This is a genomic window from Bacillus nitroreducens, from assembly GCF_964021195.1.
In genome coordinates this window covers 270,901-284,772 of record NZ_CAXHYI020000003.1, presented here as the reverse complement: position 1 = coordinate 284,772, position 13,872 = coordinate 270,901, and the positions used below count along the sequence as shown (strand labels likewise).

Annotated in this window: 10 protein-coding genes and 2 riboswitches; of the genes, 5 read left to right on the top strand and 5 right to left on the bottom strand. The window is 38.3% G+C overall.

Features of this window, described 5'->3' with window-relative positions:
• Positions 1 to 102: 102 nt before the first annotated feature.
• The 5 genes from ACWPVE_RS05190 to ACWPVE_RS05170 form a co-directional block, all read right to left on the bottom strand.
• Positions 103 to 993: a carbohydrate ABC transporter permease gene (locus tag ACWPVE_RS05190; RefSeq protein ID WP_453991328.1), complete on the bottom strand. Its 891-nt coding sequence runs from the start codon at positions 991 to 993 to the stop codon at positions 103 to 105.
• Positions 994 to 1,009: 16 nt separating this feature from the next.
• Complete coding sequence (locus tag ACWPVE_RS05185; protein WP_453991326.1) at positions 1,010 to 1,888, bottom strand: carbohydrate ABC transporter permease; 879 nt, start codon at positions 1,886 to 1,888, stop codon at positions 1,010 to 1,012.
• Positions 1,889 to 1,964: 76 nt separating this feature from the next.
• Positions 1,965 to 3,275 carry an extracellular solute-binding protein gene (locus ACWPVE_RS05180; protein ID WP_453991325.1) on the bottom strand — a complete coding sequence of 437 codons (1,311 nt, stop codon included), beginning with the start codon at positions 3,273 to 3,275 and terminating at the stop codon, positions 1,965 to 1,967.
• Positions 3,276 to 3,379: 104 nt separating this feature from the next.
• Positions 3,380 to 4,165: a response regulator transcription factor gene (locus ACWPVE_RS05175; RefSeq protein ID WP_453991322.1), complete on the bottom strand. Its 786-nt coding sequence runs from the start codon at positions 4,163 to 4,165 to the stop codon at positions 3,380 to 3,382.
• 1 nt (position 4,166) lies between these two features.
• Entirely contained in the window at positions 4,167 to 5,888 is a 1,722-nt protein-coding gene (locus ACWPVE_RS05170; RefSeq protein ID WP_453991320.1) for a sensor histidine kinase, read from the bottom strand.
• Between the two features lie 267 nt (positions 5,889 to 6,155).
• Positions 6,156 to 6,263: riboswitch (SAM riboswitch) on the top strand.
• Between the two features lie 261 nt (positions 6,264 to 6,524).
• Positions 6,525 to 6,637, top strand: a riboswitch (SAM riboswitch).
• 102 nt (positions 6,638 to 6,739) lie between these two features.
• On the opposite strand from ACWPVE_RS05170, the gene ACWPVE_RS05165 reads away from it, so the two are divergent.
• The 5 genes from ACWPVE_RS05165 to ACWPVE_RS05145 all read left to right on the top strand — a co-directional run bounded on the left by ACWPVE_RS05165 (position 6,740) and on the right by ACWPVE_RS05145 (position 13,613).
• On the top strand, positions 6,740 to 8,539 hold the full coding sequence (locus ACWPVE_RS05165) for a PLP-dependent aspartate aminotransferase family protein (RefSeq protein WP_453991318.1): 1,800 nt from the start codon (positions 6,740 to 6,742) through the stop codon (positions 8,537 to 8,539).
• Positions 8,540 to 8,697: 158 nt separating this feature from the next.
• On the top strand, positions 8,698 to 10,662 hold the full coding sequence (locus tag ACWPVE_RS05160) for an acetoacetate--CoA ligase (protein WP_453991316.1): 1,965 nt from the start codon (positions 8,698 to 8,700) through the stop codon (positions 10,660 to 10,662).
• Entirely contained in the window at positions 10,662 to 11,825 is a 1,164-nt protein-coding gene (locus ACWPVE_RS05155) for a thiolase family protein (protein WP_453991314.1), read from the top strand. Before ACWPVE_RS05160 ends, ACWPVE_RS05155 begins: the two co-directional genes overlap by 1 nt.
• Complete coding sequence (locus tag ACWPVE_RS05150) at positions 11,822 to 12,244, top strand: Zn-ribbon domain-containing OB-fold protein (protein ID WP_453991312.1); 423 nt, start codon at positions 11,822 to 11,824, stop codon at positions 12,242 to 12,244. The genes ACWPVE_RS05155 and ACWPVE_RS05150 overlap by 4 nt, the downstream gene beginning before the upstream one ends.
• Positions 12,245 to 12,287: 43 nt before the next feature.
• Complete coding sequence (locus tag ACWPVE_RS05145) at positions 12,288 to 13,613, top strand: MFS transporter (RefSeq protein ID WP_453991310.1); 1,326 nt, start codon at positions 12,288 to 12,290, stop codon at positions 13,611 to 13,613.
• Positions 13,614 to 13,872: the final 259 nt, after the last annotated feature.

Sequence of the window (13,872 nt, the reverse complement as noted above, 5' to 3'; positions counted from 1 at the left end):
TTAGAGAAATTTTTTTCTTATTGCAAAAAAACTGCCACAGTTGTCCTGTGGCAGTGAAACTATTTTTAATCGTATCTTTTTACAAGGGTTATTTTAAAGGCTTTATCCTTTCACAGACCCTGCAGCCATACCCTCAACAATCTTATCACTTAAGAATAAGAAAGCAAGAAGGATTGGTACAATACTGATCACAAGTGTGGCACCGATTGCGCCCCAGTCTGTTAAATACTGACCAACAAAGTTGTTAATCCCAACTGTTAACGTCTTCCATTTATCAGAACTGATGAATGTATTGACAAATACGAACTCGTTCCAGTTATAGATCATGTTGATAATAGCAGTTGTAGACAAGACAGGGACTGTCATTGGAAGTGTAATTTGGAAAAAGATTCGATGAACGGAGCATCCATCCATAACTGCTGCTTCTTCAATTTCTCTTGGAAATGTTTTATAAAATCCAAGTAATATCATGATCGTTAATGGCAAGTTAAAAGCTGTATAGGATAAAATAAGGGATAATGGATTATCCGTTAAGTTTGTACTGTTATACATTTTAAAAAGCGGTATTAAAGTTGAATGTAATGGGATCATATAAGCGACTAGGAATAATCCAAGGACTGGTCCGCTAAGTTTCCAATTCATTCGTGTAACCGCGAATGTTACTAAGCTAGCGAGAATGACAGTTAAGATGACCGCCGAAATAGTAATCCAAACACTGTTAAAGAAGTAGACTCCAATATTTCCAGATGTCCACGCTTTCGTATAGTTACCCCATTGTGGGTCTTGTGGTAAAGAAAAGGGAGACATACCAAAGACTTCTTTATTGGTTTTCAGGGAAAAGAACAACAACCAAATCAATGGATAGATTTGAACAATGGCAAATCCCCCGAGTAAGAGATAAAGAAATCCAAAGCCAATTTTGTTCAAGAAGGATTTCTTTGGTTTTTCCGTAGATAGGCTTGGTGTTACTTGCTGTGTTCGTACCTCACTCATTATGATTCACTCCCCCTTAAAATTGAACTTCGTCTTTGGATTTTGTCAATTGTGATGTTAACCATGTCATTACTAGACAGATAACTAAAAGTCCAAATCCAATTGCACTACCGTATCCAAAGTTATTTAATTTAAATGCTTCTTTGTACATGTATGAGGCCATTACTTCACTTGCACCGTTTGGCCCGCCACCAGTCATAACATAGATTAAATCAAAATATTTCAATGAGCCCACTACTGCAAGCATAATCGTTACTTTAAATACACCTGAGATTAGTGGCAATTTAATTTTAAAAGCAATTTGTAGTGGGTTTGCACCATCAATTTTTGCAGCTTCAATGACTTCATCTGGCACATTCTTTAATGCTGCATAATAAATCAAAATGTAAAAACCTGCGAACTGCCAAATGATTGGGATAAAAATTGCATACAGTACAATTTCTGGATCAGCTAACCAAATAGGTGGATTTTCAACACCAAAGTATCCTAGTAGAGTATTTAACATACCATTTGTAGGGTCGAAAATTTTCATCCAAAGTTGAGCGATTGCAACTGATGATAATAACATTGGAATTAAATAAATCTTACGTAATAGGTCAGACCCTTTAATTTTACTTGCTAAGATAAGTGATATAGCTAAATACAGTAGTAAGCTAGCGGTTGAAAAGATAGCTAATAAAAATGAGTGCCATGTACTGGACCAGAATACTTTATCTTGAATTAAGGTAATGTAGTTGTCTAAACCGATAAACTTCATTTCACCAATTCCGTCCCAATCCATGAGACCGTAGTATCCAGATAATCCAATTGGGATATAGATAAGGACTAGAATGAGAAGTAAAGCAGGGAGTGTATAAAGGGCGATAACGAATTTATTTGACATCACACTTTTCATAATGGTTTTGCCCCTTCCTTTCTATTAAGAAGAGGGCATATTTTTGAGTAATATGCCCTCTCATTGTATGCCATGATTATTTTTCGGCAGCAAGAGCTTCCTCTTGGGTTTTTGCAAATTCTTCTGGAGTTGTTTGGCCACCAAATAAAGCTTGGATTTGGTTTAAATGAACATCAGCCACGCCCGCAGACATTTGAACATCTGCATAAAGTGTTAGGTTTGTTGCATTACTTAAATCGTTAAGAATATCAATGTACATTGGGTGAAGGTCGCCACTAGATGTATCCACAATTGTTGCAGGGATTACACCAGCGTCTTCAACTGAACGTTTACCCCATTCTTCAACAAGGTAAGAAACAAAATCTTTTGCTTCTTCTTTTACCTTTGATTGTTCAGATACGAATAGACCAATACCAGGGCCACCTACAAAGCTGTCAACATCACCTTTACCACCTTCATAGATTGGGAATTTGAAGTAACCAATTTTGTCCTTAAACTCTTGTTCAACTTCTGGACTTGTTGTGTAGTTTGGTAATTCCCAAGTAGCCATCAAGTACATTCCTGCTTGTTCATTCATGAAATAACCTTTAGCTTCATCATTGGATAATCCGTTAAATCCTTTTACAAATGCATCCATGTTTACAAGTTTCTCAATTTCCTCTGCAGCTTTCACCAATGCTGGGTCTTCAAAACTTCCTGTACGGTTAATTGCATTGTTTAAAGCATCTTTTCCACCGATTCTGTCTGCAAGGTACATGAACCACATAGATCCAGTCCAACGGTCTCTATTACCTAACGTAATTGGAGTGACACCGTTATCCGCAAGTGTTTCCACTACATTTAGGAATTCATCATATGTTTCTGGTACTTCTAAGTTATATTTTTCAAAAATTTCCTTATTATAATAAACGGGTGTAATGTTTAATTCTAATGGTAGACCGTATGTTGTGTCATCCACAGAAAATGCATCTAATGTGCCAGCTACAAATTTATCCTTTTCAACGACGTCATCAAGTGGTGTGAACATATTTGCGTCAACGTAAGGCTTCATATAACCAGCAGCCCATGTCACACCAACATCTGGAAGTTCATTAGATGCTGATAATACTTTAATTTTTTCTTTGTATTGCTCGTTAGCTAAGATTTCAGTTTGAATATCTACATCAGGGTTCTCTTCCTCGTAAGACTTAATAATGTCATCAACGATTGTGTATTGTGCTTTTGAGCTACCCTCAGACCAGATATGCATCATTTTTACTACGGTTTTGTCACTGCTAGATCCATCAGAATCTTTTGCGGTATCATCAGAAGATGAGCATCCTCCTAAAATTAATCCGCCCGCAATTGCCATGGACATAACAGCGGTAAACGCTTTCTTTTTAATCATTAAAAAACCCCCTTATTTGTTGTCCTCAATATCTTACACTTAAAGTCTATCATTGAGAAACGTATCAAAAAAGGGGACGATAATTGGGAATAATACTACTATTTTTAGAAAGCCTTTTCATTGCTTGTTTTCCGGTATGCAGTAGGTGTCATTTTCTCATATTCTTTAAAAATTTTTATAAAGTACTTTGTAGTGTTATACCCTACTTCTTCGGCGACTTCATTGATCGTAAGTTTGGTTGAAAGGAGTAGTTCTTTGGCACGCTGAATTCTCCGTCTAGTTATATATTCACTAAAATTTAATTTAATTTCATCTTTAAAGAGTACACTAAAATAACTTGGATTTAGATGAACATGAGCTGCTACTTCTGTTAGGGTAATGTCATCCTTAATATGTTCATCTATATAGGTGACAGCTTCACGGATTGTGTTAGATGTTCCATCGATTTTTGTTGTAGCATCAACAATCTTTTTGTCAACCACCTTTTCTATTATTCCTGCTCTAAGTTTTTTTTCTAGTATTTGTACCGCATCTTCAACCGCTTCTATTAACGTACTCTTGCTAATAGGTTTTAAAAGATAGTTTACAACACCGAGGCGAAGTGCCTCTTGTGCATATTCAAATTGAGAGTATGCAGATATAACGATAACAACAGGGGACAACCCTTTATCTCTAATGTTTTGTAGAAGTTGCAACCCAGTCATCTCTGGCATGCGGATATCAGAAAGTAAAATATGAATTGGTTGTGTTTTCGCAATTTGAAGAACTTCCTCACCACTTTCAGCAATGAGGATTTTAAATTCGCCATTATTCCAGCTCTCTAAGGTTCTTTGTAAACCTTGTCTTGTTCTTGGCTCATCATCAACAATCAAGATATTTTTAATTAACATATTATTCTCCCCCAATAGGTATTTCAAACGAAATCCGTGTCCCTTTAGTCGGTTCACTTTCAATTAATAGTTCTGAATACAAGTTTTCGTTGTAGTAGAGTTTTAAGCGCTTATTTACATTTGAAATAGCAATCCCTTTACCTTTTGTAGAAGTGACACCACTCGTTTTCATCGCTTGTACGATTTGATGGACGCGCTCTTGGTCCATTCCAGGGCCATCATCTTGAACTGAAATTCGAATCCGATTGGTATTAACTTGTTCTACTGTGATCGTTACAAGACAGTCGCCGATTTTATTTCCAGCACCATGTAGGATCGCATTTTCAACAAGTGGTTGAATAATGAGTTTTGGAATTCGTACATGCATACATTCATTAGGGATTGTAACTTTCCATTGTAGGCGGTCACCAAATCTCATTTTCATAATTTCCATATAATCTTTAATGTGTTTGATTTCATCCTTTAGATATACCCAATCATCATCAGTCTCTTTTGTGATGGTATATCGGAATAAATCAGACATTGCAATCACAATATCAGATAGTTCATCTTCATTTTTTTCTTCTAATGACCAATGCAAGGCATCTAGTGTATTAAAAAGAAAATGTGGGTTGATTTGTGCTTGAAGTGCCTTTAATTCACTACGACTACGTAGGATCTCTTTCTGATAAACCATTTGGATTAAATGGTTTGTTTCCTTCACCAACTGATTGTAAGTACTGTTTAGTTCATTAATTTCATTGACTGAAGGAACATTTGGATTTAAGGTAAGAGTTCCTTTTCCCGCAAGTTGCATTGTTTTGGTTAAGCGAACAATTGGTTGTGTGATGATTGTTGACAGGAATAAGGAGAAACTCATAAAAATAACTGCACCAACTACACCAGACAGAACGATACCTCTCCGTATTCCTTCGATTCCTTTAGTAAGTTCACTTATTGGGGTTAAAATAAATACTGTCCAACCTGTAAGAGTTGAGGTTTCCCTTGAGACTATAAATTCTCCTTCCTCAAGTTGAAGTGTACCTTCTGGATTTGAAATGATTTTTGTGAGATCCCCATCGTAATTCTGAATAATAGGCTGCTCATTTTTGTCTAACAGGATGGAAAATTGGTTGTTCGATTTTGCAAACTGAAAGTGATTACGGTCGATACTAATTAGTAAATATCCTCCATTTTTATACGTACGGTCGATTAAACTTATTCTTCTTATGGCAAGGAAGTTATTTTTATCTTGTGGATCATCTCCAACCCAGACCAACCTACCTTTTGCTTGGTCTGCTTTTTGAATCCATCTAGGATTAATTCGGTCTTTTAATAAGCCTTCATCAAGAGGTATCACACGATGTTGTTGCTTAGAAAAAATTTGATATGAAAAAATTCCATCGCTATTCCCTAAAATCCGGTTAACACTTCCCATTAATTGCTGGCGTTCTTGAAATGAGATTTCTTTCCCATCATAGATTTTTGTAAGTATATGTTGCACTTCTTCATCTGTAATCACGAGTTTTGAGGACATGTTGATTTGTTCGAATAACGATTCAAATCTAGCATTTGTTTCAACAGCAACCTGATTAATTTGTTTCTCTGCATTGCTTTTTAAAAGAGTAGAAACCTCGTTCAAAGTTAGTAGTCCCACAATTACTAGAACGATGATCATAACAAACAAGAAGATAAATAAAATTTGATTTCGTAATGTATTCCATTTTCTTAGTTGCTTAAGCATAAGAGTCGCCTCTCAATTTTGACGTAAGTAGATTACAAAGCAATAGTGTAATCGCTCGCATGTTAAATTTGGTAATTGTAGGGAGTTAGTCCCATTCCCATTTTATCATCTACTCAATAAAATGAAAACGTTTGTTTATTAGTTATACTAAGTGTGGAGTACATTAAATGTATTTTTGGGACTTTAATTTTTAAAATTTTTCGTTAAGTATTGACTAAATTATCTAAAATGTATAACATTTATTCTAATAGTTAAATAACGCAATTCTTCTTATCACGAGAGGTGGAGGGACTGACCCAAAGAAGCCTCGGCAACCAGCTAGTCAAAGCCCGGTGCCAAGTTCAGAGGAAGTATTATTACTTTCGAAGATGAGAAGGTGGACGAATGTAAAAGGATGTTTATATATTCATGTGCCCCTTCTGTTATCTTACAGAAGGGGTTTTGTTTGTTTCCAATATGTAGAGAGGCTCTATGCGGAATCTACAGAACATTCTTGATTAATATGGAAGAGATTTAAAGGGAATCTTAAGAATATCAGCATTTTTCAAAAAATATATTGACTATATTAATAAAATATTCTATAATCCTTTATGTAGATGAAGTGTTAATACGTTAATACGTCAATTTAATAAATATTTCTTATCCAGAGTGACTGAGGGAACAGGCCCGAAGAAGTCCAGCAACCTTCAAGTGAAAGCTTGAAAAGGTGCTAATTCCTGCAGGTGCGTTAAGCGCCTGATAGATAAGATGAGGCCCCCTCTTCTTATATTGAGGGGGCTTTTTATATAACCATAAAATGAAAAAACGATTATTCTAATAATCTTTTAAAAATGAATTCGGAGGTATAAACAATGACTACACAATATAACACGTATGATGATGAGACGATACTATTACATGGGGGCCAATCTCCTGATCCAACAACGGGTTCACGAGCAGTTCCAATCTACCAAACGACTTCATTTGTATTTCATAATACAGATCATGCTCAAAGTCTATTTAGCCTTGATGAGTCTGGGAATATCTATTCTCGTATTGGTAACCCGACTGTTGATGTACTTGAAAAGCGAATTGCGTTATTGGAGGATGGCGTCGCTGCCGTAGCAACATCGTCAGGAATGGCTGCAATTGCTTTAGCTATCATGAACGTAGCGGAAGCAGGAGATGAAATTGTAGCAGCTTCAAATTTATATGGTGGAACTTACAATCTCTTCGCTGTTACGTTACCGAAATATGGAATTAAAACTCATTTCGTTGATCCAACAGACCCAGAGAATTTTAGAAAAGCAATTACGCCTAAAACAAAAGCTGTATTTGCTGAAACAATTGGAAACCCAAGCTTGCATGTATTAGACATTGAAGCTGTTTCGGAAATTGCACATGAGAATGGTATACCTCTCATTATTGACAATACGTTTGCTTCACCATATGTTTGTAAACCAATTCAATTTGGAGCAGACATTGTTGTTCACTCTGCAACCAAGTGGATTGGTGGACACGGAACAACAATTGGTGGACTAGTAATTGATGGTGGCCGATTTAATTGGAACAGTGAAAAGTTCCCAGGTTTTACAGAGCCAGATCAAAGCTATAACGGCATATCTTATGCAAATGAATTTGGTACTTTGGCATTTAGTACAAAACTCAGAGTTCAGCTTTTAAGAGATTTTGGCTCTTCTTTAAGTCCACATAGTGCGTTCTTATTACTACAAGGACTTGAAACATTACACTTACGAATCGAAAAACATAATGAAAATGCATTACAGGTTGCAAGATTCCTACAAGAACACCCTGCAGTTGAATGGGTTGCTTATCCAGGTCTTGAAGAGCATCCAGCACATGAACTAGCAACTAAATATTTACGTTCTGGATTTGGTTCAATCGTAAACTTCGGAATTAAGGGTGGCAGAGAAACTGGTAAGAAAGTAATTAATAACATTGCGCTATGGTCACATGTAGCAAATGTTGGAGATGCAAAGTCACTAATCATACACCCTGCGTCAACGACTCACCAGCAATTAAGTGCAGAAGAATTAAAATTAACGGGAGTAAGTGAAGAGTTAATTCGTCTTTCAGTTGGAATTGAATCATACCGTGATCTAGTCAATGATTTAGACCAAGCTTTTTATGAAGCGACAGGAATCTCATCAAAAGGTGAGCAAAAAGGTGAAACAGCTGTTAACGATGAGGGAGTCATTCGTTGGGCTCTACAATCTACATTTATTCGTGAAGAAGTTGATGGGAAGGAAATTCAACGTGCCAAAACAATTGCAGTTGTAGGACTAAGTGGTAATCCAGCTCGACCAAGCTACAGACTCGCACGAAAAATGCAACGTCTCGGCTATAAAATTATTCCTGTTAATCCAAGAGAAACAGAAGTATTAGGCGAGCAAGCTTATCCAGATTTAGCCTCTATTCCAGTGAAGGTAGATATTGTTCAGGTATTCCGTAGTCCTGAAGCAGCGATTGGTGTTGCAGCAGAGGCAGCTAACATCCAGCCAAAAGTGTTCTGGCTACAAGAAGGGGTTATTTCTCCGAGAGCTGTTGAGGTAGCGAAAGAAGCGGGTCTTGAAGTTGTTCAAAATAGATGTACTTATAAGGAAGCACAACGACTCAGGGGTGCAATTGTTACTTACGCTTGCGAAATTTAAGACTAAAAGTCAGATAATGACTTACAGTTTTTACATGGTAGATTTATTAAATAGTAAAAGATAAAAGCATGAGCTGACGGAAATTTTAAAATGGTTTTTGTTAGGTGACTGGTGCAGCGAGGGAAATGCTTTAATTTCGATAAGGGAGGAAGAAAATAATGACAACACAACACAGTTTACTAGAATCTAATATTCTGTGGGAGCCAAGTGAAACTTGGGTCTCACAGTCTAATTTGATGAATTTCTCACAAAAGGTCGGTTTTCCGCTTCTGCCTTATGAGCGTTTTCATCGCTGGTCTGTCGCTGAGCCTGAAAACTTCTGGTCAGCAGTATGGGATTTTGCGAATGTTGTAGGAGAAAAAGGTACGAAGATAATGATTCCACCAAGTGATGGTGGGATGCTTGGTACTCAATGGTTTCCAGATGCCCAATTGAATTTTGCAGAGAATCTTTTACAAGGTGAAGAATGGCAGACAGCCGTTATCACAGCAGATGAAAACGGAGTCTCTCGTTCAGTAACATTTGGAGAACTACGTAGCATGGTGGCTACTGTTCAGTATGGATTAAAAAGTTTAGGAGTAAATAAGGGTGATCGTGTTGCAGGTGTTGTTATAAATGGCCTTGAAGGCTTAGTGGCCTTGTTAGCAACCACTTCGCTAGGCGCTGTATGGACATCATGCTCTCCAGATTTTGGTCCAAAGGGAATCATTGATCGGATTGGGCAAGTTCGTCCAAAGGTATTAATAGCCACTTTGGAATACCAGTATAACGGAAAGTTCTTTGATATTCGAGATAACATTTCAGCAGTTAGTCAGGTACTTAAGGATGTTTCGGCTATCGTGACTTTATCTGAAGGAACTGATTTAGTAGTAAATCAAGACACAACAGTGTTAAGTTGGCAGGATTTATGTCAAGACAGCTCATCTCAGCTGGAGTTTACTAGAGTTCCTTTTAATCATCCACTATATATCCTATATACATCTGGAACTACTGGACTACCAAAAGCGATTGTTCACTCGGTAGGAGGTACATTGCTTCAACACTTAAAAGAACACCAGTTGCATTGTGACGTGAAAACTGGAGATGTAATGTTTTGGTACACAAATACTGCATGGATGATGTACCCATGGCTTGTTTCAGGATTAGCAAGCGGTGCTGCAATTCTTCTCTATGATGGGTCACCCATTCCTAAGAAAAATAAAGGCATCTTATGGGAGATTAGTGAAAAAATTGGACTCACACATTTCGGAACAAGTCCAAAATATCTAGAAACTTTGATGAAGGCGGGCTATCAGGTAGGGAAGAAACATGATCTATCTAGTTTGCGTAGTGTTCTTTCTTGTGGAGCACCTTTAGCAGCTGAACAATATGATTGGATCTATAACGACATCAAGACGGATATTATGCTAGCTTCTATTTCAGGTGGAACTGAAATTATTGGATGCTTTGTGATGGGTTCCCCTGTACATCCAGTTAGACGAGGAGAAATTACATGTAAAGCACTCGGTATGGCAGTGGATGTACTAGATGACCGTGGAGTTTCGGTGATCAATGAAAAAGGTGAATTAGTATGTACAAAAGCATTTCCAAGCATGCCAATTACATTCTGGGGTGAGGACGGAGACGAGCGCTACTATTCTGCTTATTTTGCTGAACGTCCTGGTATATGGTCCCACGGTGACTTCGCAGAACAGACAGTTGAACAGACGCTTGTCATTTACGGTAGAGCGGATACTACACTTAATCCTGGTGGGGTTCGAATTGGAACTGCGGAAATCTATCGAGTTGTTGAACAAATTCCTGAGGTACATGATTCAATCGTTTTTGGTTTTCCTGTAGATAATGATGAAGAAATCGCGTTGTGTGTTGTGACAAAAGATGGAGAGCTCGATCAAGCCTTAGTTGATTACATTCGTAAGGAAGTTAGGAAAAAAGCTTCACCACGTCATGTACCGAGACGTATTTACAGTGTAAAAGAGATTCCTTATACAATTAACGGCAAAAAGGTTGAGGGAGCGGTGCGTTCAACAGTACTTGGACAGCCAATAAAGAACAAAGGTTCACTTGCAAATCCCGAATGCCTTGAAGAATATAGCAGCTTGACTGAAAGGAGTTTCTTATAATGGTTAGACGCCAACCTAAAGGTGCAATTATAGGGATTGGAGAGCTTACTCCAGTCCGTTATAGCGAGGGTGCAACCACTCTTGGGTTAATTGCAGAGTCAGCAAGGCTGGCTATTCAAGACGCTGGTATTGTAAAAGGTGAGATTGATGGTTTATTAATTGGTCCACAAGTAGGAGAGACTCCGCAACATGTGCCAGCTACAGTTGCAGAATACCTTGGTCTAGAGCCAACAATGTCAAATGTGGTAGACCTAGGAGGTGCTACTGGTGCGGGCATGATCTGGAGAGCTGCTGCTGCGATTGAAGCAGGTATGTGTAAAACAGTTCTATGTGTTCTTGCCAATATCAATGAAAAAGGTAAAACCTTACGTTCTCCGAACCGTAACCCAATTCGTGAATTTGATGTTCCATTTGGCGCTTCAGGTGCAAATACTTCTTACGCGTTGCTAAAGCAACGTCACATGGCGGAGTATGGTTCGACTCAAGAGGAATTTGCACTTATTGCTCATTGGGCAAGAAAAAATGCACAGCTAAATCCTAAGGCGATAACGTATGGTAAGCCTGCTTCTGTTGAGGATGTGTTAAAATCTCCATTAATTATCGATCCTTTGCATTTATTCGAAATTGTAATGCCAGTCGCTGGTGGAGCGGCAGTCATTGTTACCTCAGTTGAAAATGCCAAAAGAGGAGTACATTCGCCCGTTTATCTGCTCGGAGCAGGAGAGAAAATCACCCATAGGGCAGTTAGCCAAGCACCGTCATTGGAAAATGCACCACTAAGTTATGCCATTCCAAGTGCACTAGATCAAGCAGGTTTAACAGTGCACGATATGGATTTGCTTTCTATATATGATTGTTATACGAGTGTAGTTGCACAAACATTGGAGAATGCAGGGCTTTGTGAACCTGGAAGGTTTGGTTCCTGGATGAAGGAGCATTCTTTCGGTCATGATGGGGATTGGCCACTGAATACACATGGGGGTCAATTAGGTTTTGGTCAGGCAGACCTTGCTGGAGGTATGTCACATGTTATTGAAGCTGTACATCAATTACGACATGAAGCAGAGTTGAGACAGATTCCGAATGCACGCCACGCGCTAATAACAGGGAATGGGGCAACACTAAGTGAGGCTGCAGCATTAATCCTGGGGGTGGAATCATGATAGAGAAAATAGAAAATTTAACGGTTCCAGGTCCAACTGTGACACCAACTACAAAACCATTTTGGGATGCAGTAGCCCGAGGTGAATTTATCCTACAGAATTGTTGTGATTGTAGCAAATGGGTATTTTATCCTCGTTCCCACTGCCCGCATTGCTGGAGTAATCAACTTGAGTGGGTACCAGCTTCAGGGAAAGGCAAGTTAAAAACGTGGAGTGTTGTACATCGACCAGGTCACCCAGCTTGGGGAGAAGTTGCACCTTATACATTAGGAGTTGTTGAGTTAAAAGAAGGTCCAACAATGCTTACACATTTGTTGGTAGAACCTAATCAAGAATTAAAAATTGGATTACCATTGCAAGTTAAACCAGTTAAAGTTAATAATGTTTGGTTGCCGTTTTTTGAGAATACAGAAGAATAATTGATGAAATACATTACATCATCTCAATAAAGGAGGGAAATTGATGTCTACAGCCCCAGTCAATCATGAGGAAATAAATACAGATAACAAAGGTTTCTCTAAGGAACATCGCAAGGTCGGTTTGGCCAGCTTTATTGGTACAACTATTGAGTGGTATGATTTTTACCTATACGGTACAGCTGCAGCTTTAGTATTTCCAGCATTATTTTTTCCAACATTCGATCCACTTTATGGAACTCTAGCTGCATTTGGTTCCTATGCTGCAGGATTTATAGCTCGACCATTAGGAAGTGCAGTATTTGGTCATTTCGGTGATAAAGTTGGCCGAAAGAAAATGTTGACATTATCTCTTTTATTAATGGGAATAGCAACATTCTTGATGGGGCTCGTTCCTTCCTATCAAACCATTGGATTGCTTGCTCCACTTCTAATAAGTCTTCTTCGAATTGTACAGGGATTTGCAGTTGGCGGTGAGTGGGGTTCAGCGGTGGTGATGTCTGTTGAACACGCACCGAAAGGAAAACGGGGGTTATATGGAAGTTTTCCGCAAATGGGAGTTCCAGCTGGTCTTCTTTTATCCACTTTCGTATTCTCAATGGTAAATAATAGCATGTCAAATGAGGCTTTCCTAGCTTGGGGTTGGCGAATTCCATTTTTACTCAGTGCTGTACTTGTAATCATTGGACTTTGGATTCGATTAAGTGTGAGTGAATCGCCTGTATTCCAGAATTTAGCAGAAAAGAAGCAGATTGAGGAAAAACCAGTGCTTACTGTATTACGTACTCAAAAAAAGCCATTATTCTTAACAATTGGTATGAAGTTAGTACAAAATGCAACATTTTATATTTATTCTGTATTTGTCCTAACGTATCTTGTGGGGACCGTTAATGTTGATCGCTCCATTGGCCTAAATGCAGTGATGATATCTTCAGCTGTTGGTTTAGTAACAATGCCTTTATGGTCATATTTATCAGATAAGATTGGACGTAAACCTGTTTATTTGGGCGGTACAATTGCTACGACACTCTTCATATTTCCATTTTTCTGGCTAATGGACACAGGCTCGGTCCTTTGGATAACAATAGGAATTGTGCTCGGTTTAAATGTTATCCACGATGCGGTATACGGTCCACAGGCAGTATACTATTCTGAACTTTTTGGGTCACAGGTTCGTTTAAGTGGTGCTTCCATTGGTTACCAAATTGGGGCAATTCTAGCTGGTGGATTCTCACCTCTAATTGCAACGTGGTTGTTAGCAGAATACGATGGACAAAGTTTGCCAATCATTCTATATCTAGTCGCACTAGGTGTGATAAGCATTATTTCAACGTTATTTGCACGAGAAACGTACCGTGATTCTCTAACCTAAAGGTTTGTTCAAAGGTTAGGTAAAAATGACTTCATAATAGAAGAGCCTCGGTAAAATACGACACGGCCTATGTCTAACGTCGGCGTCACCATATCCTGTATACGTTGGTTGGTTTACATTTGAGTTACTAGTAAAAAATAATTTTTCCTATGTGCGGAGAATAGCTACTTGGTTATAAATAGCATTCACTTCTCAACTCAAAGATGTTTCCCCCTAAAACTTTCGACGTACAGGATGTGCTAGTGTCGACACTCAAGAC